This is a genomic window from Mesorhizobium sp. M1050 (assembly GCF_040318715.1).
Taxonomy (GTDB): domain Bacteria; phylum Pseudomonadota; class Alphaproteobacteria; order Rhizobiales; family Rhizobiaceae; genus Mesorhizobium.
Genome location: NZ_JAMYMV010000092.1, coordinates 1 through 19,892, shown reverse-complemented (window position 1 = coordinate 19,892; position 19,892 = coordinate 1). Strand labels below are relative to the sequence as shown.

The 19,892-nt window shown below is 63.7% G+C and carries 20 protein-coding genes, 1 tRNA gene and 2 pseudogenes; 14 read left to right on the top strand and 9 right to left on the bottom strand.

The genetic code is table 11. The annotated features are described in order from the left end of the window. From pcaF to NKH57_RS30375, 5 genes are all read left to right on the top strand, one after another. Entirely contained in the window at positions 1 to 1,167 is a 1,167-nt protein-coding gene (gene pcaF / locus NKH57_RS30395) for a 3-oxoadipyl-CoA thiolase (protein WP_352949828.1), read from the top strand. A 120-nt stretch (positions 1,168 to 1,287) separates the two neighbouring features. After that, positions 1,288 to 2,319: a BMP family protein gene (locus tag NKH57_RS30390; protein ID WP_352949826.1), complete on the top strand. Its 1,032-nt coding sequence runs from the start codon at positions 1,288 to 1,290 to the stop codon at positions 2,317 to 2,319. Between the two features lie 235 nt (positions 2,320 to 2,554). Beyond that, positions 2,555 to 4,072, top strand: coding sequence for an ABC transporter ATP-binding protein (locus NKH57_RS30385; RefSeq protein ID WP_352949824.1), 1,518 nt, complete (start codon positions 2,555 to 2,557; stop codon positions 4,070 to 4,072). Between the two features lie 220 nt (positions 4,073 to 4,292). Next, entirely contained in the window at positions 4,293 to 5,348 is a 1,056-nt protein-coding gene (locus NKH57_RS30380; RefSeq protein WP_352949822.1) for an ABC transporter permease, read from the top strand. Continuing rightward, positions 5,345 to 6,289, top strand: coding sequence for an ABC transporter permease (locus NKH57_RS30375; protein WP_023760895.1), 945 nt, complete (start codon positions 5,345 to 5,347; stop codon positions 6,287 to 6,289). The genes NKH57_RS30380 and NKH57_RS30375 overlap by 4 nt, the downstream gene beginning before the upstream one ends. Before the next feature lie 184 nt (positions 6,290 to 6,473). Here NKH57_RS30375 and NKH57_RS30370 read toward each other — a convergent pair. Next, positions 6,474 to 7,236 (bottom strand): annotated as a pseudogene (locus tag NKH57_RS30370) (SDR family NAD(P)-dependent oxidoreductase). A gap of 290 nt (positions 7,237 to 7,526) precedes the next feature. Here NKH57_RS30370 and NKH57_RS30365 point away from each other — a divergent pair. Together NKH57_RS30365 and NKH57_RS30360 are read left to right on the top strand one after the other, a co-directional pair. Further along, positions 7,527 to 7,682: a hypothetical protein gene (locus NKH57_RS30365; RefSeq protein WP_023760893.1), complete on the top strand. Its 156-nt coding sequence runs from the start codon at positions 7,527 to 7,529 to the stop codon at positions 7,680 to 7,682. Between the two features lie 111 nt (positions 7,683 to 7,793). Then, positions 7,794 to 8,738: an LLM class flavin-dependent oxidoreductase gene (locus NKH57_RS30360; RefSeq protein WP_352949820.1), complete on the top strand. Its 945-nt coding sequence runs from the start codon at positions 7,794 to 7,796 to the stop codon at positions 8,736 to 8,738. 6 nt (positions 8,739 to 8,744) lie between these two features. Here the strand turns inward: NKH57_RS30360 and NKH57_RS30355 are convergent, their stop codons facing one another. Continuing rightward, entirely contained in the window at positions 8,745 to 9,431 is a 687-nt protein-coding gene (locus tag NKH57_RS30355; RefSeq protein ID WP_352949818.1) for a cysteine hydrolase family protein, read from the bottom strand. A 240-nt stretch (positions 9,432 to 9,671) separates the two neighbouring features. Here NKH57_RS30355 and NKH57_RS30350 point away from each other — a divergent pair, with 240 nt between their 5' ends. The 4 genes from NKH57_RS30350 to NKH57_RS30335 all read left to right on the top strand — a co-directional run bounded on the left by NKH57_RS30350 (position 9,672) and on the right by NKH57_RS30335 (position 12,886). Continuing rightward, a complete protein-coding gene (locus tag NKH57_RS30350; RefSeq protein ID WP_352949816.1) occupies positions 9,672 to 10,469 on the top strand; it encodes an ATP-binding cassette domain-containing protein in 798 nt (265 codons plus the stop codon). Between the two features lie 65 nt (positions 10,470 to 10,534). After that, entirely contained in the window at positions 10,535 to 11,494 is a 960-nt protein-coding gene (exbB, locus tag NKH57_RS30345) for a tonB-system energizer ExbB (protein WP_352949814.1), read from the top strand. A gap of 4 nt (positions 11,495 to 11,498) precedes the next feature. After that, positions 11,499 to 11,945 carry a TonB system transport protein ExbD gene (exbD, locus tag NKH57_RS30340; RefSeq protein ID WP_352949812.1) on the top strand — a complete coding sequence of 149 codons (447 nt, stop codon included), beginning with the start codon at positions 11,499 to 11,501 and terminating at the stop codon, positions 11,943 to 11,945. Next, positions 11,942 to 12,886, top strand: coding sequence for an energy transducer TonB family protein (locus tag NKH57_RS30335; RefSeq protein ID WP_352949811.1), 945 nt, complete (start codon positions 11,942 to 11,944; stop codon positions 12,884 to 12,886). The genes exbD and NKH57_RS30335 overlap by 4 nt, the downstream gene beginning before the upstream one ends. 186 nt (positions 12,887 to 13,072) lie before the next feature. Here the strand turns inward: NKH57_RS30335 and NKH57_RS30330 are convergent, their stop codons facing one another. The 4 genes and pseudogenes from NKH57_RS30330 to NKH57_RS30315 form a co-directional block, all read right to left on the bottom strand. Then, positions 13,073 to 13,321, bottom strand: a complete 249-nt coding sequence (locus NKH57_RS30330; protein ID WP_352949809.1) for a hypothetical protein — start codon at positions 13,319 to 13,321, stop codon at positions 13,073 to 13,075. 54 nt (positions 13,322 to 13,375) lie between these two features. Continuing rightward, a complete protein-coding gene (locus tag NKH57_RS30325) occupies positions 13,376 to 13,609 on the bottom strand; it encodes a hypothetical protein (protein ID WP_352949807.1) in 234 nt (77 codons plus the stop codon). Positions 13,610 to 13,731: 122 nt separating this feature from the next. Further along, a pseudogene (locus tag NKH57_RS30320) lies at positions 13,732 to 14,482 on the bottom strand (helix-turn-helix domain-containing protein). 311 nt (positions 14,483 to 14,793) lie between these two features. Beyond that, positions 14,794 to 14,869 (bottom strand) — tRNA-Ala (locus tag NKH57_RS30315). Positions 14,870 to 15,027: 158 nt separating this feature from the next. Between NKH57_RS30315 and NKH57_RS30310 the strand changes: the two genes are divergently transcribed. Both NKH57_RS30310 and NKH57_RS30305 read left to right on the top strand, forming a co-directional pair. Then, positions 15,028 to 15,318 carry a YggT family protein gene (locus NKH57_RS30310; protein ID WP_023760873.1) on the top strand — a complete coding sequence of 97 codons (291 nt, stop codon included), beginning with the start codon at positions 15,028 to 15,030 and terminating at the stop codon, positions 15,316 to 15,318. Continuing rightward, entirely contained in the window at positions 15,315 to 15,629 is a 315-nt protein-coding gene (locus tag NKH57_RS30305; protein ID WP_352949805.1) for a DUF167 family protein, read from the top strand. Before NKH57_RS30310 ends, NKH57_RS30305 begins: the two co-directional genes overlap by 4 nt. A 16-nt stretch (positions 15,630 to 15,645) precedes the next feature. Here the strand turns inward: NKH57_RS30305 and NKH57_RS30300 are convergent, their stop codons facing one another. From NKH57_RS30300 to NKH57_RS30290, 3 genes are read right to left on the bottom strand one after another with little or no spacing between them, the layout of a single operon-like run. Next, a complete protein-coding gene (locus tag NKH57_RS30300) occupies positions 15,646 to 16,527 on the bottom strand; it encodes a MurR/RpiR family transcriptional regulator (protein WP_352949803.1) in 882 nt (293 codons plus the stop codon). Then, a complete protein-coding gene (locus tag NKH57_RS30295; protein ID WP_352949801.1) occupies positions 16,524 to 17,591 on the bottom strand; it encodes an ABC transporter ATP-binding protein in 1,068 nt (355 codons plus the stop codon). The genes NKH57_RS30300 and NKH57_RS30295 overlap by 4 nt, the downstream gene beginning before the upstream one ends. A 2-nt stretch (positions 17,592 to 17,593) precedes the next feature. After that, positions 17,594 to 18,382, bottom strand: a complete 789-nt coding sequence (locus tag NKH57_RS30290; protein ID WP_023760869.1) for an SDR family NAD(P)-dependent oxidoreductase — start codon at positions 18,380 to 18,382, stop codon at positions 17,594 to 17,596. Positions 18,383 to 18,557: 175 nt separating this feature from the next. Between NKH57_RS30290 and NKH57_RS30285 the strand changes: the two genes are divergently transcribed. After that, a complete protein-coding gene (locus NKH57_RS30285) occupies positions 18,558 to 19,790 on the top strand; it encodes an ABC transporter substrate-binding protein (RefSeq protein ID WP_352733256.1) in 1,233 nt (410 codons plus the stop codon). The last annotated feature ends 102 nt before the right edge of the window (positions 19,791 to 19,892 follow it).

Below are 19,892 nucleotides of genomic sequence, written 5' to 3'. Positions count from 1 at the left end.
CTGGGCGGGTGGCGGGCCGCCCGGGGCCCCGCCCCCCCCCCCCACGTCGGCGCCATACCCCTAAGAGCGCTGGTCGAGCGCAATCCCGGCATCGACTGGCAGGCGGTCGACGATGTCGTCTATGGCTGCGCCAACCAGGCCGGCGAGGACAACCGCAACGTGGCGCGCATGGCGCTGCTGCTGGCAGGGCTGCCGAAGGAGATCCCGGGCTCGACCGTCAATCGCCTGTGCGGCTCGGGCATGGATGCGCTGACCATTGCCGCGCGCGCCATCAAGGCCGGCGAGGCGGAATTGATGATCGCTGGCGGCGTCGAATCGATGAGCCGCGCGCCCTTCGTCATGCCCAAGGCCGACACGGCATTTTCGCGCAATGCCGAGATCTACGACACCACAATCGGCTGGCGCTTCGTCAATCCCTTGATGAAGAAGCAGTATGGCGTCGATTCGATGCCGGAGACCGGCGAGAACGTCGCCGAGGATTTTTCAGTGTCTCGCGCCGACCAGGACGCCTTTGCCGTGCGCAGCCAGGACAAGGCGGTCGCCGCACAGGCCAATGGCCGGCTGGCCAAGGAGATCACCCCGGTGACGATCCCGCAGCGCAAAGGCGATCCGGTGGTCGTCTCGAAGGACGAGCATCCGCGCGCGGGCTCAACGGTCGAGGCGCTGGCCAAGCTGCCGACGCCGTTCCGGCAGGGCGGCACGGTGACGGCCGGCAACGCCTCCGGCGTCAATGACGGGGCGGCGGCACTGATCGTCGCTTCGGAGGCCGCGATCAAGAAATACGGCCTGACGCCGATCGCTCGCATCCTCGGCGGTGCCGCCGCCGGTGTGGCGCCGCGCATCATGGGCATCGGTCCGGCACCGGCGACGCAGAAACTGTGCGCCCGACTCGGGCTGACGCCAAAACAGTTCGATGTCATCGAACTCAACGAAGCCTTTGCCTCGCAAGGCATCGCCGTGCTGCGCCAGTTCGGCATCGCCGAGGACGCGGAGCACGTCAACCCGAATGGCGGTGCCATCGCGCTCGGCCATCCCTTGGGCATGTCGGGCGCCCGCATTTCCGGTACGGCGGCGCTGGAGCTTCGCGAACGCGGCGGCCGCTATGCGCTGGCAACCATGTGCATCGGCGTCGGCCAGGGTATCGCGATCGCGCTCGAACGGGTTTGATAATAGGCCTTTGCCAAATTTGACCGCGTGGACAAAAGTTCAGCGTCGTTCCATAGTTCCCCGTCTGAATATTTTCACGAACAGCCGGCTCGACACGGCTGTCGAACAGAGGGGAATGCAATGGAAAACCGGAAGAACAGAGTCCAGATAAAACGCGAAGGGCTTTCGCGACGCAATGTGCTGGAGCTCGGCGCGGTTGGCCTGGCCGCAGCCATGCTGCCGGGCGCTGCCTTCAGCAAGGACAAGAAGCTGAAGGTGGCGGCGATCTTCGCCACGCCGATCGAGGAGCCGTGGGACAACCAGATCCATGTCGCCTTGCAGAAGGCTGAGAAGGAACTCGGCATCGAATACAAATGGTCCGAGAAGGTGCAGACCGCCGATTTCAGCCGCGTCATGCGCGAATATGCGCAAGGCGGCTATCAGTTGGTGTTGGGCGATGCCTTCGCCGCCGAGCGCGAGTCGCGCCGCACCGCCAAGCAGTTCCCGAAGACCGCTTTCCTGTTCGGCTCGGGTGCCGGGCCTGCGGAACCCAATTTCGGCGTTTTCGACAATTGGATCCACGAGCCGGCCTATCTCGCCGGCATGATCGCCGGCAAGATGTCGAAGTCGGGCACGATCGGCGCGGTCGCGGCGATGGGCATTCCGGAGGTGAACCGGCTGGTCAACGCCTTCTTCGCCGGCGCCAAGGAGGTCAATCCCAACATCAAGAAGAAGGTAGCCTTCATCGGTTCCTTCTTCGATCCGCCAAAGGCCAAGGAAGCGGCGGTCGCGCAGATCGACGCAGGTGCCGACGTCATCTACGCCGAGCGCTTCGGCGTCATCGAAGCGGCTGTGGACAAGAAGATCCTCGCCATCTCCAACATGTCCGACCAGTCGAGCCTCGGCCCTGACACAGTGATCACCGGTCCCGTTTGGGACATGTATCCGACGGTCGAGCAGGCGATCAAACTGGTCAAGGCCGGCGTCTTCACCGCGCAGGATTATGGCGATTTCTCGCGCATGGCCAAGGGCGGCTCGTTCCTGGCGCCCTACCACAAGTTCGACAAGACGCTGCCGGCGGACGTCAAGGAGTTGGTCGAGAAGAAGAAGGCCGAGATTCTCGAAGGCAATTTCCGCGTCGACGTGGATGAGAACACGCCGGTTTCGGATTGATGGCCGGCCTTTAGGTTGGTGCTAGGCGCCCCCCTCTGTCCTGCCGGACATCTCCCCCTCAAGGGGGGAGATTGGCAGCTTCGTTGACGCGCCGTTTTTTCAGGGCGGAAAATTGGCGAAGGCCGAAAGTGACATCCGATCTCCCCCCTTGAGGGGGAGATGGCCGGCAGGCCAGAGGGGGGTGCAGCGCCGCCCCATCCGTCGATTCCAATTCCGATCAGGAGCATCCTTGCCCTTGCCCGCCCCCCTTATCGAAATGCGCGGCATCACCAAGAGCTTTGCCGCGGTCAAGGCCAACGAGGCTGTCGATCTTAGCGTCGCTCCCGGCGAAATCCTCGGACTGCTGGGCGAGAACGGCGCCGGCAAGACGACGCTGATGAACGTGCTGTTCGGCGCCTATGCGCCCGACGCCGGCGAGATACTCATCCAGGGCCAGCCGGTGCGGATCACCAGTTCGGCCGATGCGCTGGCTGCAGGCATTGGCATGGTGCACCAGCATTTTCATCTCGCGCCGCGGCTCACTGTGCTGGAAAACCTTCTGATCGGCATTCCCGGCAAGACAGGACGGATCGACCGCGCCGGTGGGCTGGCACGGCTGGCAGAGATCGGCCGCCGACATGGCCTCACACTTGACCCGGACTTGCCGGTCTCGGCGCTGTCGGTCGGTGAGCAGCAGCGGCTCGAAATCGTCAAGGCGCTGTTTCGCGGCGCCAGGCTGCTGATCCTCGACGAACCGACGGCGGTGCTGGCGCCGAGCGAGGTCGACGGACTGTTTTCGGCATTGCGGTCGATGGCGGCGCAAGGTCTCGGCATCATCTTCATCTCGCACAAGCTCAACGAGGTGCGGGCGCTGACGCATCGCTGCACGGTGCTGCGGCATGGCCGCGTTGCCGGTCGTGTCGATGACCCCGCCAACACGACGTCGGCCGCAATGGCGCAACTGATGTGCGGACACGAGATCGTGCCGCCGGCGCGGGGACCATCGACGCCCGGTGCCGATGTGCTCACCCTCAAGGGCATCTCGACATCGCATCATTCGGGTACGCCGCTGCGCGACGTGTCGATTGCAGTTCGTGCCGGTGAGATCCTCGGCATTGCCGGCGTGTCGGGCAATGGCCAGCGTGCCTTGGCGGAGGTGATTTCCGGGACGCGTGTGCCCGATGCAGGCCACATGACGATCGCCGGCAGCAAGGTCACACGCTTCTCGCCGCGCGAGGTGCAGGCGCTTGGCCTCGGCCGCATTCCGGAAGATCGCATGACCACCGGGCTGGTCACCAATCTGCCGCTCGCCGATTCGATGGTGCTGCCGCGCATCGGCACCGCAGCGTTCAGCAGCAGGGGCCTGCTCAAGCCGGATGCGATCCGCGCCTTCGCCGAGGCGCAGATCAAGGCTTATGATATCAGGTGCCCTGGGCCGATGACCCGGGCTGGGGCGCTGTCCGGCGGCAATCTGCAGAAAGCGCTGCTGGCGCGTGAACTCGCCTTCGATCCGAAGGTGCTTGTTGTCTCGCAGCCGACGCGCGGCCTCGATATCGGAGCCGCCCGCTTCATCCACGAGAAATTCCTCGACATGCGGGCGAAGGGCTGCGGCATCGTCGTCATCGGCGAGGATCTCGAAGAGCTGCTGGTGCTCTGCGACCGCATCGCAGTGATGTATGAGGGCCGCATCGTCGGCACGCTCGACAGCGCCGATGCGACGATCGCGCGGCTCGGCCTGATGATGACCGGGGCGGAGGGGGGAGAGTCTAGATGAACCTTCTGGCGGCGCTGACCCCCACCCCTAACCCCTCCCCACAAGGGGGAGGGGGATGCTGCCGCGCGCCGTTCACACAGCTTCCGAGCCCAAACTTCAGCCGTTTTGTCGTGGTCAGCGCCTCCGAGAGTTCCCCTCCCCCGTGTGGGGAGGGGCTAGGGGTGGGGGTTCCTCTTCGTCAGAATCCTTGTTCGACAGACCGAACAGAGGGTGCCGCCTAATGTTCCGCCTGGAAGTCCGCGCAAGCACTCCTGCCTGGTTCAACCTGGCACTGCCGCTGCTGGCAATCGGCGCCACGCTTGTCCTGTGCAGCGGCCTCATCGCGCTGGCTGGGGCGGGCGTACTCGAATCCTATGGCGTGATGTTCACAGCCTCACTCGGCGACAGCTACGCGATCACCGAAACCATGGTGCGTGCAGCACCGATGATCTTCACCGGACTGGCGGTCGCGGTCGCCTTCCGGGCCAAATTCTGGAACATCGGCGCCGAGGGGCAATTGCTGGCCGGCGCGGTGGCCAGCTGCTTTGTCGGCGCGATCCCCATGCCGGGGCCACTCGCCATGCTGTTGATGGCATTGGCGGGTGCCGCCGCCGGCGCTGCGGTAGCCCTCGTTCCCGCCACGCTACGGGTGAAATTCAAGGTCGACGACGTCGTCAGTTCGCTGCTGCTCAATTCGGTAATCTACTATGCGCTGATGGCGCTGATCGAGGGGCCGTGGAAGGACACGTTCAGCGGCTACCCGATCTCGCCGCCGATCGAGGATTCGGCGAACTTTCCGGTGCTGCTCGAGGGCACAAGGCTGCATCTCGGCGTCGTCGTGGCGCTGATCGCGGCGCCGCTGATCTGGTTCCTGACCGTGCGCACGACGCTCGGTTTCAGGATCAGGGTCACCGGGGAAAACCAGGAGGCGGCCAGATATGGCGGCATCCATGTCGAGCGCGTGCTGATCTCGACCGCTCTGCTGTCCGGCGCACTGGCCGGATTGGCCGGCGTCGGCGAGGTCGGCGGCGTGCATTTCCAGGTTATGAGCGACATCTCGCCGGGCTATGGCTATTCCGGCATCGTCGTTGCCATGCTGGCGCGGCTCAATCCGCTCGGTGTCGTGCCGGCGGCGATCTTCCTGGCCGCCGTCATGACCGGCGCCGAGGCGATGTCGCGCGCAACCGGCGTGCCGGCGTTCCTCAGCGACGTCATCCAGGGCACCGCATTGCTCGCCATGCTGGTGGCGCTGCTGTTCACCGCCTATCGCATCCGTCGCGTCGGGGCTGCCCGATGAGCGCGGTGTTCGAACAGATCTTTCAGGTAGGCTTCCTCGCCGCCATCATTCGCATCGCCACGCCACTGGCGTTTGCGACGCTCGGCGAAATGTTCTCCGAGCGCGCCGGAGTGCTCAATCTTGGCATCGAAGGCATCATGCTTTTGTCGGCGATGACCGGCTTCACCGCCGCCAGCCTCAGCGGCAGCCTGTGGCTCGGCGTGCTGGCGGCGGTACTGACCGGCATGCTGATGGGCGCGCTCCATGCGCTGTTTACGGTGGTGCTGGGCTTGAGCCAGCATGTCTGCGGCATCGGCGTGACGCTGTTCTCGTCGGGCCTTGCCTACTTCCTTTACCGGCTGATCTTTGGCCAGCAGTCGGTGCCGCCCAGCATCAAGGGGTTCGAGACGCTGCCGATCCCCGTCCTCTCCGGCATCCCGGTGCTCGGGCCGGCGGTGTTCAACCAGTTTGCGCTGGTCTACATGGCGATCCTTGCGATCCCACTGGCCGCCTTCGTGCTCTACCGCACGCCTTGGGGCCTGTCGGTGCGCATGGTCGGTGAAAACCCGCGCGCCGCCGATTCGGCCGGTGTCAGCGTCATCGCCACACGCTTCCAGGCGGTTGTCCTCGGCGGCGCGCTGATGGGGCTTGCCGGCGCCTTCCTGTCGATGGCGCAGTTCAACGCCTTCACCTTCGGCGTGGTGTCGGGGCGCGGCTGGGTGGCGATCGCACTGGTCGTCTTCGGCCGCTGGGATCCGTGGCGCTCGGCAGGGGCCGCGCTGCTGTTCGCCTTTGTCGATGCCTTGCAGCTGCGCATGCAGGCCAGCGGGCTCGGGCACATCCCCTACGAAACGTTCCTGATGCTGCCCTTCATTTTCACCATCGTCGCCATGGCGGTGATGTCGCGCAATGCGGTGGCGCCCTCGGCGCTGCTCAAGCCATTTCGACGGGAAGAGCGGTAGGCGAGCAGGACTTGGGTTCCTCGCCCCCGTGAAACGGGGGAGAGGTGGCCGCGAAGCGGTCGGAGAGGGGGAGCAACGCTGGTGAATTGTCCATGAGTCCATGAGACAGGTCGAGCCTTTCCCCCTCTCCGTCTCGGCTTCGCCGAGCCACCTCTCCCCCACTCTCGTGGGGGCGAGGAAAAGATCACATCGCCGTAAACCCATTATCCACGAACAGATGCGTGCCGTTGATAAGCTCGACTCGTCGCTGGCCAGGTACAGCGCTGCCTTGGCCACCTCTTCCGGCTCGCCGATGCGGCCTTGTTGCACGGCCAGTGCGGCGTCGGAGACATCGATGCCGAGCTTGCCAAATCGGCGACCTCGCGCAAGCCGTGCGGCGTGCGGATGAAGCCGGGACATACGGCGTTGCAGCGGATGTTGCGGTCGCGGAACTCGACGGCGATGGCGCGCGCGAACATGTGGCAGGCGCCCTTGGTGGTGTCGTAGAGCACTTCGTTCGGCGTCGCCGCCACCGCCGAGATCGACGAGGTGCAGACGATCGAGCCGCCGCCCGCCGCGATCATGCCGGGCAGCACGGCGCGCGTCAGGAACATCGAGCGCACATTGACGGCATGCAGCCAATCCCATTCCTGTACCGTCGTCTCCAGGAAGGGTTTGATGACGATGGTGCCGGCATGGTTGAACAGCACGGTGACCGGACCGAACTTTTCAGTCGCGCCTTTAACGGCCGACTCGACCTGGCCTTCATCGGAGACGTCGGCGACGAAATGCGCGGCGACATGGCCACGCTCCCGGATCGCCGCCGCGGTTGCGGCTGCGGCCTCGCCATTGCGGTCGATGATCGCCACCTTGGCGCCTTCCGCCGCAAACAGTTCCGAGGCCGCCCCGCCCATTCCCGTCGCGCCGCCTGAAATGATAGCGACCTTGCCGGCCAGTCTTGTCCCCATTGCCTCGCTCCCTATTTGACGATTCCGCTTTGCATGGTTGGGCGATGCTACCGCGCTCGCAGCGGGCGGCCAACGCACGAATTGGGTGCAGCAGAGACACGGCCATAGGTCCATCCCACGCACAGGCGATTTGGACATGTCATGTTCGGCCGCTTGCTCGATCAAACGCGCTCAGCAAGTGACAACCAATTTTCGGACATAAATGAGAAAACTATTCTTTCTAAGGCGAGAAAATAGCAATCGACAAAGTCTACAAGTTTTATAGATTAACCGGCGAGACGGAGGCAGATATGTCCTATATCCAGAACGCCCAGACGGATCGCAGTGGCCAGAGGCTGGCCAATGCCCAGACCTTCCGCCCGGCCTATGCCGGCGCTTTCGCCTATGTGGTCTTTGCCCTTGCGTTTGTGTTCACCGGGGCCGTTGTTCTGGGCCTCATCCCCTAGCGTTCGTCAGATCGACCGGGTTAGCTGCCCCACCGCTTCCAGGCAATCGGAGTTGAATGAACCGAATCCTCGGTGCGCTTGCGCGCGCCCGACACAATTGAGGAGATGGCAATGCCGATCGAGTTCACGCATGTTCCCGGCAAGACCGCCGACGCTGCAGTTCCCTTTTTCTATGACTTCGCCGAGACCGCGACCAAGCTCGGACTCATCGAGGACGGCGGTTTCCGCAAGATCGTCGTCGACGATTCGGCCGGGCTGCTGACCAATATGGATCTTGCTGCCCAGGTGCTGGACCGGACCTTGTCGCTGGAAGTCGTGCTAACGCACTGGGCGGGCGTGGTTGAACCGACAGTCGCGGCCCGCCAGCTTGCGTCGATCGATAGGAAAAGCGGCGGGCGGCTGGTGCTGCGGATGATCAGCGAGCCGCTGAGCGACGCCGACGCCGAAACACGGCCGGTCGGCCACACCGTCATCTGGCAGCGCATCGACGAATATCTGGTGCTGCTCAAGCGGCTTTGGTCGAACGACCGGCCCTTCGACCATGAAGGCGCGTTCTACAGCATCAAAGGCGGCTACGTGCCGCGCAAGGGTCCGCACGGCGCCGACCTGATCATCCGCATGGGCGGGCAATCCGGGACGGCAGTTAAGGTGGCTGGCCGGCATGCCGATGTCTTCGAACTGGCGCCGGGCTCGATCGAAGAAGTCCGGCAATCCATGGAGCGGGTGCGGGTCGCGGCCGCCGAACACGGCCGGGCGGGCAAATTGCGCTTTGCGCTTCCGGTCAGGATCCACCAGGGTGCTTCCGCCCCCGGCCTCAAGGCGGTCGACGTGGCCGGCCCGCCGCCGGCCCAGGCCGCCCTGTCGCTGCTTGCCTATGCGGCTCTCGGGATCGATGAATTCATGATTGTCGGCGTCGACACGCCGCGTGAGATCGCCACCGTCGGCCGGGAAACGATCGCCCTGCTGCGCAATTCGCTGGTGCGCCGCGAAACGGGCGCATTCCAGCCCGGGACGTTTGCGCCGCGCGCGGGTATTGAGACGCGCGCAGCGGGGTGAGGGCCATCAGCCCTTCGGTGCTTCAGGCCTGTCGCCAAGCCGCGACAGGCCTTCTATGACGGCGGCTGAATCCGTCAGTGCGCCAAAGACGCCGTCCTCGACAGTCACCATGTGAAGCGCGGCTTCGTGGGCTTGTCTGTCGCCGCTGGCACAGGCATCCGAGATCGTCAGGCATTGAAAATTGCGGTCGCAAGCCTCGCGCAGCGTGGTGTGGACGCAGACGTCCGTTGTGCATCCTGAAAACAGCAGATGCGTGATGCCTTGCGCGCGCAGGACAAGTTCGAAATCCGTATAGGTAAAGGCGCTGTTGCAGGTCTTGTCGACGATGATGTCCTTCGGCGCGACGTCGATCTCCGGAACAATCTGGAACCCTGGACCCGAGCGCAGCAGGATCTCGGTGCCTTCGAGCCCGCCGCGCTTGCGGCGCCATTTCTCGTAGGGCGTCATGTCGGCCATGTCAGCCCGATAGCCCTGCCTGGTGTGGATGATCCTGACGCCGGCCTTGCGGGCGGCCGCTATCAGCCGGCTCACGGCCGGCAGGATCGCCCTGAGCGGCGACGGGTCATATCCCTGCCTGGCGAAGTAGCCCGTCGTCGACAGAAAATCGTGCTGCAGGTCGATGACGATCAGCGCGGTGTTTTCGGCAACCAGCCTGCCGTCGAAGGGGAAGTCGAAGGGCGTTGCCTTGATCATCCGGGCTCTCCTCACCGATTTGTGGGGCCCATCCTGACCGGCGAAGCAGCAGCCGTCCACCGGCGTGGCAGCCCAACGCGAAGCGGCAGAATGCCGAGGTGCGGCAGGTCACGACGGTTTGTTGATCGTTGCAGTCATCTTTAATGTTGACTAGCAACGTCATGTTTCCTAGTCAACCGGGGCATCGGCTTGCCGAAAGCCGGAATCTGGAGATGCAAGCGGCCGCATTGGAGAGATGCCATGATTGTGGCTGGAATTGATGCCCAGACTGCCTTCCATATCGACGCGGTGCGCTTTGCCGTCGGCGAGCGGACGCTGCTGGGTCCGGTCTCGCTCGAACTTGAGCGCTCGCGCGTCTACGGGCTGATCGGCCACAATGGTTCGGGCAAGTCGACGCTGATCAAGCTCATGGCGCGCCAGCAGCAGGCAAGCTCGGGCGCCATCACCTTCGCCAGGCGTCCGCTGCCGCAATGGGGCGCCCGCGAGTTCGCTCGCGCGCTTGCCTATCTGCCGCAGACGACGCCGGCGGCGACCGGTCTCACCGTGCGCGAACTGGCGACGCTCGGGCGCTATCCCTGGCACGGCGCGCTTGGCCGTTTCCGTGCCGAGGACAGGCAGCATGTCGACGGGGCGCTGGCCCTGACCGACATGGAAGGCTTTGCCGACCGGCTGGTGGACGAATTGTCCGGCGGAGAACGCCAGCGCGCCTGGCTAGCCATGCTGGTGGCACAGAATGCCGGCGTCATGCTGCTCGACGAGCCGATCTCGGCGCTCGACATCGCCCATCAGGTCGAGGTGCTCGGGCTGGTCCGAAATCTCAGCCGCAAACGCGACCTTTGCGTGGTGGTGGTGCTGCACGATCCCAACATGGCGGCGCGCTATTGCGACGAGCTGATCGCGCTGAAGGACGGCAAGCTGCTGACGCGCGGCACGCCCGGCGATATTATGCGCAGCGACGTGCTGAAGGGCATTTTCGGCGTGGAGATGGGCGTGTTCGCGCACCCCGTCACCGGCCAGCCGGTCGGCTATGTGCAGTGACGAGATTTGATGCGGCGGTGGGAAACAGAAAGCGGCCGGCCGCTGTGAGAACAAGGGAGACGCTGTTGTCGAGACATGGTTTGTTGGCGGCGTTGGTCGCATCCGTCATCCTGTCGGTGGGTAGTGCGACCGCCCAGGAGCAACCGGCCGGGGGCGCGCCCGCGATCGAAGCACCCGCCGCGCCGCCAGCACCCGTTGCACCGGCGCCCGCCGCACCGGCAGTCGCACCGCCGGCTACGATGGCGCCGGTACAGCCAGCCAATCAGCCGAACACGACCGTGCCCGGCGGGACCGGCCCTTCAGCGGCGATGGAGTCGACCCTGCCGCATGATCTGTCGCCGTGGGGTATGTTCATGGCGGCCGATATCATCGTCAAGGCGGTGATGATCGGGCTGGCCTTTGCCTCACTCGTCACCTGGACGATATGGTTGGCCAAATCGCTCGAGATTTTTGGTGGCAAGCTGCGCATCCGCCGCGCCGTCCGGGCAATCGGCGATGCCGCCACACTGAAGCAGGCCAGCCGTGCGCTCGACCGCAGCGGCGGCCCCGGCGCGCTTCTGGTGCGGGCGGCCGAGGAGGAGACCGCGCTTTCGGCCGGCGCGCTCGATCATGTCTCGGGCGACGGGCTGAAGGAGCGCGTCACCTCACGGCTGTCGCGTATCGAGGCGGCGGCGTCGCGGCGCATGTCGCGCGGCACCGGCGTACTGGCGACGATAGGCTCGACGGCACCCTTCGTCGGCCTGTTCGGCACCGTCTGGGGCATCATGAACGCGTTCATCGGTATCTCGCAGGCGCAGACCACCAATCTCGCCGTGGTCGCGCCCGGTATCGCCGAGGCCCTGCTGGCCACGGCGATGGGCCTTGTCGCGGCGATACCGGCCGTCGTCGTCTACAACGTCTTTGCCCGCTCGATAGCCGGCTACCGGCAAATCCTCGCCGATGCCTCGGCGGGCGTCGAACGGCTGGTCAGCCGCGATCTCGACTTCCGCACGGTCGTACCGGCAACGGCGCTGGCGGCGGAGTAGCGCCATGGGCAGCAGAATCCGACAAACCATGGATGACGATCTCGAGGAGAGCCACGAGATCAACGTCACCCCCTTCATCGATGTCATCCTGGTGCTTTTGATCATCTTCATGGTCGCGGCACCGCTGGCGACGGTGGATGTCAATGTCGACCTGCCGGGCTCGACTGCAACGCCCGCGCCGCGGCCCGAAACGCCGCTGTTCCTGACGCTGAAGGACGACCTGACGCTGGCGATCGGCAACGATAGCGTGCCGCGTCCGGCTTTCGCCGCGACGCTGGACAGCAGGACAAAGGGCGACAGACAGACGCGCATCTTCCTGCGTGCCGACAAGGCGGTCGCCTATGGCGACCTGATGGACGCGATGAACCTGCTGCGCGGCGCCGGCTATCTGAAGATCGCGCTGGTCGGCCTCGAGGCGGCACCGGCAGCCACTGGTGCAGCGGGGCCATGATGCATGCGGCCGCCTTGCCCTCGGTCGAGTTGTCGCGCTTCGGCTGGCGCGACTTTGGCTTGTGGGCTATTGCAGCCGCGCTGGTCCTCGGAGCCCATGTCGCGGTCGCCTATGCCATGCAGAATTTCACGATGGTCACCGACCCGGACGGCGGTCCGCCGCCGGCCCTGGTGATCGAGATGGCGCCGATGGCGGTGATGCCGGCCGTGGAGGAACAGGTTGCGGCGCCGAACGCGGTGACATCAGATCAGGCCGATCCAACACCGACGACCGAGCCGACGCCTGAAGCGCCGGTCGAGAAGGCGGAGCCGGTTATCGAACAGACGGAAGCCGTCTCCCCCGACGAGGCCGAGCCCACTCAGACCGAAATGGCTGAACAGGTCGACCAGCCGCCGCCGGATGAGGCCGTTCCGGATGTTGTGGAGGCTGTCACACCCGAGGTCGTCATTCCCTTGCCGCAGCCGAAACCGGTCGAGGTGGTCAAGGACAAGAAACCAATCGAGGCCAAGCCGCAAAAGCCTGTCGAAAAGCCCAAGCCACCGTCGAAGAAGGAGAAGGCGCCGCCGCCGAGGACGGCAACCGTCGCAAGTACCGATGCAAAGCCGGCACCCAGGACCGCAGCGCCGAAGTCGGCAGCACCGACGACGCGCTCCGGCGACGCCAGCAAGTGGGACTCGCGTCTGGGCGCTTGGATCAAGCGGCACACGCGCTATCCCAGTTCGGCCAAGGCTCGCCGGGTGGAAGGCAAGCCGTATGTCGCCTTCACGGTCGACTCGTCCGGCCGGGTCCTGTCCGCCAGGCTCTCTCGCTCGTCCGGAGATGCGGATTTGGACCGCGCCGCACTGGCGGTGCTGCAAGGCGCCACAGTGCCGGCACCGCCGCCGGAACTCGGTTCGCGCCAGAGCCGAACGGCGCCATTCGTGTTCAGCCTGCGCAACTAGAGACGAGACCAAAGCCGGGCTCATCAGCAGCTCAACGACAGGCCCACGGCCTCGACCTGCTGCAGATAGAAGCGGTATTTCGTGCGCAGCATCCTGAGATTCGGGTCGTCGGAAGGCGTCCACTCCGCTCCAGACACTGACGGCCTGGCAGCTATCGTCAATTGCTACCGCGACGAGCGCATGCCGCTACGCACTCCTGGGCTGGGCGGTGCGATTGTCCTTTGCCTTGGGGTGCAGCGGGTTACCACTGAGCTGCGTGTGCCTGGCCGGCCGTGCGCCGCGAAGAACGTCGAAGGCTTCCGCATAGGCCATGCCCAGCAGATAAGAGATCATGGGAAAACGGCCGGCTTCGGCCATCTGCACGAGCTCATTGGTTACCGACGAAATATACTGAAGACTGTCGAGTTCCGACTGACGTAAGGACTGATTCGACACGTGCTGCTCCTGTCAGACTGATGGTACCCTGGGGAACGTCGGCGCGGAACGCCTTCAGCGCTTGTTGTCGTGCATGACCTGCGAAAAGAAGACGGTCTGCGTGCCGGCCGCAATCGTCAGCTTCGGAGTTGTGTTCACTTTCCTGGCCATTTTCGACCCTTCCTGACCATCGGGATTCGTTGAAAGCCCCCAGAACGAGATCCACAGCAAGAAAGGTAAGGTCGAAAGCATTAATAGTCTGTTAAAATTGTAGTAAATCTGCGCGCCAAAGACCGGCGGACGGATCATCTTTCCTGGTCTTAAAGTGTAAAATATCGTTTTTATTCAGATACAGAGTAGACAATCGCTAACGTACGCTTTTTCGGTATAGGCTTATTCTTATTTAGCGTAAACCACGGTGATCGAGGCGATCAGCCCAGCCCATCGTGGGTCAGGCTGACCACAAGTTGATCGACGCCGGGATCGTCGAGCCTGATGACATGTGCCATGCGGATGGCGTCCCTTGAACGGATGTTGGCGGTGTCGCGCCGCATGATGACGGACACGAATGCCGGCCCGGCCTCCGTCAGAAGCATGGCCTTGCCAATCAGCACCGGTTCGAAGATCGGAGCCCATTGCACGGAGATCAGCGACGGCTCGCCGGTCTGGCGGCGGTTGATGCCGCTGAAATAGATCCAGTTCAGGCGCGAGATCGCCACCCCATAGTGGTTGCCTCGCGCCCGCGCTGATGTCGATCCCTGGCGTTCCGACCATCCGGTGACGCTTCTGAAGGTGACCAACTCGGCTTGGCGACGCACGAAGGTTACTGACCGCATCAAGAGGTCGGGCCGGACCGGGATCGAAAAATAGGTGAAATAGGGTGCCCCCCGCGATCGATGGGCTGGGCGGGCGGATCATCTGGTTGAACAAGCCCTCGGACACCTGCGGCAGGCCGCGGAACCTGGGTTCGGCGACACCGGGATCCCGGTACAGTTCGGGCTCGTTGATCCGGAAGTAGTCGCATATCAGCGCGGCGGTGGCCTTGTTCGGAACCGTCTGTCCTTGCAGGTAGCGCTCGAACTGCGTGCGGTTGATGCCCAGCTCACGGCATACCGCGCTTACGGAGGCATGGTCCTTGCAGAGCCGTCTAAGGTTTGCAGCGAGATTCTCGCGAATTGACACGTTTTTGCTTCCGCAGGCGGCTTCTTCATTTCGATTCGAAAACCCATATAGCGTCTCCAGTCGCCCCGCAGAAACGCCTTGTCACAACGCACAGAAAACTGATTTGGTAGCGCCAATCTAGGGGGGCGGCTTCCAGAAAAATAGCGGCAATCCACGGGCAGCTTCCGCCAAAAGTCCAACTGACAACAGTTTTATCAGGTATCGCGAGGCGCAGTAGCGGCCTTCGCCGGCACGTTGGCACAACAAATATCGCCGGCAGGCGAGCGTGCAGCGTTTCTCTTGTCGTGAAAAGCAGAAATCCATTATTCCGCTGGTGGAGCTGAGGAGGATCGAACTCCTGACCTCGTCATTGCGAACGACGCGCTCTCCCAGCTGAGCTACAGCCCCGTCCAGCGGATGGGGCATTTATCGGGCGCCGTGGTTTCCTGTCAAGGCGGCGCTTTGCCGAAATCGGCGGCCGCCGACTTCGGGCCGCATGCGGCGGAAGGCGGCACTTGCCGGTTTCGCCTGCAATGGCTACATGTCGGCAACAATTGGAGACAGGCATGCTCGCCCTCATTCAAACAATCGTCATGGCGCTAGACCTCTACTGGTGGGTCATCATCGCCTCGGCGATCTTCTCCTGGCTTTACGCCTTCAACGTCGTCAACTCGCGCAATCAGTTCGTCGGTTCCATAGGCAACATGCTTTACCGCCTGACCGAGCCGGCATTGCGGCCGATCCGCCGTTTCATGCCGGACCTTGGTGGCATCGACATCTCGCCGATCATCCTGCTTCTGGTCCTGTTCTTCTTGCGGCAGTTCATACTCACCACGGTGGCACCTCTGATCCTGTGAGCCCGTTCCGCTTGCGCGATGGTGGCGTCGACCTGTTTGTCCGGCTGACGCCAAAGGCTGCGCTGGACAGGCTTGAAGGCGTCGAGACGTCAGCGGACGGACGAAGCCATTTCAAGGCTCGCGTCCGCGCCCTGCCGGAAAACGGTGCAGCCAATAAAGCGCTCGAAAAGTTGATCGCCAAGACGCTCGACGTACCGGTGTCCGCCGTCTCGATTGTCGCTGGCGGCACCGCCCGGCTGAAGACCGTGCGCATCGCAGGCGACCCGGCGATGCTGGCGAAAAACATCGAGGCGCTCGGCCAACAGTCGTGATGCCCTTGATGGAGGTTCAATCCCCCAGCGGCAGACGCGGATCGTCGACTTTCAAGGTGTTCACACTCTGCTTGATGCGGCGCAGGTTTTCCAGAACCCGCGGTCCGCGCGTCTCGGCGACCGACGTGACGATCATGTCGACGATCGACAGCAGCGCATAGCGCGACGATGTCGGCTTGTAGATGTTGCCGTCCTCCAGCGACTGGAAATTGATGACCGTGTCGGCGACCTTGGCGAGTGCGGAATCCGGCGGGGTGATGGCGATTGTGGTGGCGCCATATTGCTGGGCGACCTGCACCGCATCGATCACCGACCGCGCATAGCCGGAGACGGAGAAGGCGATCAGCGTGGTGTCAGGGGTGGCAACTGCGGCGTACATGCGCTGCAGCTGTCCGTCGATCTGCGCCAGCACCGACACGCCCAGCCTGAACAGCCGGTTCTGCATCTCGGTCGCCATCATCGACGAAATGCCGCCGGAGCCGATGCACAGCACATTGCCGGAAACGGCGACGCGTGCGGCGACGGCGACCAGCGTCGTCATGTCGAGATTTTCGCTGGCGCGCTGGATGGCTGATATCGCCGCTTCGGTGATGGCGGAAGCGATGCGCTGTTCGCGGGCATCGCGGTTCAACGGTTCCGGCGACAGATACTGGCCGCCGATGGCGATGGCTTGCGCCAGATAGAATTTGAAGTCGCGCAAGCCTTCGCAACCGAGGTTGCGGCAGAAGCGTGTCACGGTCGGCTCGCTGACGCCGACCCGCGCGGCAATTTCCGAAATCGCCGCCTTTGAGACAAAGTCGAGATCGGTCAGCACGAAGCCGGCCAGCTTGCGATCCGACTTCGTTCCGTCCTGCAATATCAGCTGTAGTCGCGTGATGATGTCGGCCGGCGTCTTCATAGAGGCAGGCCCGTCGCCTTGTCGAACAGGTGGATGTTGCCGGGGTCGACAGTCACCGGCAGCACGTCGCCCGGCCTGATCGGCACCCTGTCGCGGAACACGGCGCGCACCGTGTCAGTGCCGATGGCGCCATAGACGTGGGTTTCGGAGCCGGTCGGCTCGACGACATCCACCTTGATCGCCATCGCGTCGGCAGCCTCGCCGATGACAAAGTGCTCCGGCCGGATGCCGGCCTCCACTGCAGTGCCCACAGGTACCTCTTTGCCGGCAAGCGCAAGCCGCCCGCCACCGACCGATTCGAACCAGGTTTTCTCGGGCGATGTCTTGAGAGAACCCGAGACAAAACTCATCGATGGGGAGCCGAGAAAGCTGGCGACGAACTTGTTGGCCGGGCTGTCATAAAGCTCCAGCGGCGCCCCGACCTGCTGGATCCGCCCGCGATCCATCACCACGATGCGGTCGGCCATGGTCATGGCTTCGATCTGGTCGTGGGTGACATAAACGATCGTCGATTTCAGCCGCTGGTGCAGCGCCTTGATCTCGACGCGCATCTGCACGCGCAGTTGCGCGTCGAGATTGGACAATGGTTCGTCGAACAGGAACACCGACGGCTCGCGCACGATGGCGCGGCCCATGGCGACGCGCTGGCGCTGGCCGCCCGACAACTGGCGGGGGTAGCGGTCGAGATAGGAGAAGAGATTGAGGACGCCGGACGCCTTCTTGACCTTTTGGTCGACCGCCTCGCGTGCCTCGCCGCGTATCTTCGGGCCGAAGCCGATATTCTCCGATGCCTTCAGGTGCGGAAACAGCGCATAGGACTGGAACACCATGGCAATGTTGCGCTGCTGCGGCGGCAACGCGTTGGCGCGCACGCCGCCGATCAACAGGTCGCCGGAGGTGATCGTCTCCAGGCCGGCCAGCATGCGCAGCAAGGTCGACTTGCCGCAGCCGGATGGGCCGACCAGCACGACGAACTCGCCGCTCTTGATGTCGAGGCTGATGTTTTCGAGGATCTTGTGCTGCCCGAAGGATTTCGACAGGTCGCGAAACTCGACGTCGGTCATGCTCACGCTCCCAGAATATTGTCGATGAACGGCAGGCAACCAGCGGTCAGCCCTGCGTCCACCGGCATCACCACGCCTGTTATTCCAGATGCGCGATCGGACGCAAGGAAAGCGACCGCTTCCGCCACTTCCGAAGCGTTGACGAAGCGGCCGAGCGGATAGAGCCGCTGCAGCTTGCCGAGGATTTCGGGATCCTTGGCAAGGCGGTGGTCCCAGGCGGCGGTGTGGATCGACCCGGGGCAGACGACATTGGCGCGCAGGCCGTTGCGGCCGAGCTCGACGGCGATCGCCTTGGCATAGGCGTTGATGCCGGCCTTGGCCGCGGCATAGGCGGGATTGCCGAAATGCGCGATGGCGTTGACCGAGGAGATGAAAACGATGCTGCCGGAGCCGCGCCCGGCCATCGCCTTGACCAGCGGATCGGCGAAAGTCACCACTCCGGTCAGGTTGAGGTCGAGTTCCTGCTCTATACTGCCGGGGTTGAGCGCGGAGAGCGTCTCGGCGCGCGTCCAACCGGCATTGTTGATGAGAATGTCCGGCACGCCATCCCGTTCGAGGATCGCGGTGATCGCCGTCGCAATCGACGCCTTGTCGAGAAGATCGAAGACGTGGCGGGAAGCAAGATGCGGGCTCCTCAACGTCTCGCTCGATCGATCGCAGCCGATAACCCTGGCGCCCCGTTGCGCCATCAGCGCCACGATAGCGGAGCCGAGTCCGCCGCCGGCACCCGTCACCACGACGGCTTTGCCCTCGAACTCGGCTTTGCCTTCGAATTTGGGTCGCGAAACCACCGTGCGTCGTCCTCGCTGACAGATCCGTGCAAGGCCTAGGCCAGAATATGTAAGTAAGCAACAGAAAAATCTGCTTGCAAGCCATTAAATCCCGGATAACGTAGGAAAGTCACATAAATCTTCTGGCTTAGGCTACGAAGAGCGCGCATGCGCAATATCAAATGGGAGAGATCAAATGAGCCTTGCAAAATGGACTGCCGGCCTGATGGCCGGAATGAGCATGCTGGCAATCGCGGCGCAGGCGGATGCGGGCGAGGTGCGCGTCACCGTTGCCGAGTACAGCGCCAAGACTGCTCCCTATTTCGCCGACGTCAAGAAGGAATTCGAGGCGGCAAACCCCGGCATATCAGTCAAGTTCGAGGTGGTACCTTGGGATGTGCTGCTGCAGAAGCTGACCACCGACATCACCGCCGGCACCAATGCCGATCTTTCGATCATCGGCACGCGCTGGCTGATCGACTTCGTGCAGCAGGACGTCGCGGAGCCGCTCGATAGCTACATCAAGCCTGACTTCAAGGACCGCTTCATCGACACTTTTCTTTCGCCCTCGATCATGGACGGCAAGACCTACGGCCTGCCGATCGCGGCCTCGGCGCGCGCCATGTACTACAACAAGGAGCTGTTCGAGAAGGCCGGCATCGCCAATCCGCCGGCAACCTGGACCGAGCTGCAGGAAGATGCCCGCAAGATCAAGGCGCTCGGGTCCGGCACCTTCGGTTTCGGCCTGCAGGGCAAGGAGATCGAGACCGACGTCTACTACTACTATGCGATGTGGTCCTACGGTACCGAAATCCTCAACAAGGACGGCACCTCCGGTCTCAGCACCCCTGGTGCGCTTGAAGCCGCCAAGCTCTACAAGTCGATGATCGACGAAGGTCTGACGGAGCCCGGCGTCACCTCCAACAGCCGCGAGGACGTACAGAACCTGTTCAAGCAGGGCAAGGTCGGCATGATGATCACCGCACCCTTCCTGTCCAACCAGATCAAGGAGGAGGCGCCGAACCTGAAATACGGCGTGGCGGCCATTCCCGCCGGGCCGACTGGCGCGCGCGGCACGTATGGCGTCACCGATTCCATCATCATGTTCAAAAACTCCAAGAACAAGGACGAGGCCTGGAAGCTGCTCGATTTCCTGTTTACCACGGAACAGCGCGCCAAGTTCACGCAAGGTGAAGGCTTCCTACCGGTGAACAAGGAAGAGGCGAAAATGGACTATTACGTCAACAATGCCGATCTGGCGGCGTTCACCGCGCTGTTGCCCGACGCCCGCTTCGCGCCGGTCATTCCCGGCTGGGAAGAGGTCGCGCAGATCACGTCGGATGCCATGCAGAAGATCTATCTCGGCGGCGACCCCGAGGCAGGATTGAAGGACGCAGCCGCCAAGGCCAACGCCGTCCTGAAGAAATAGGGCGTATCTCCCGGCGCCCGTGGCGCGCCCCGCGCCCCGCGGGCCGCCCCCCCCTTGGTACCCGGCCCGGTTACCATGGTGGTAAACACAAAAGACGCGGCC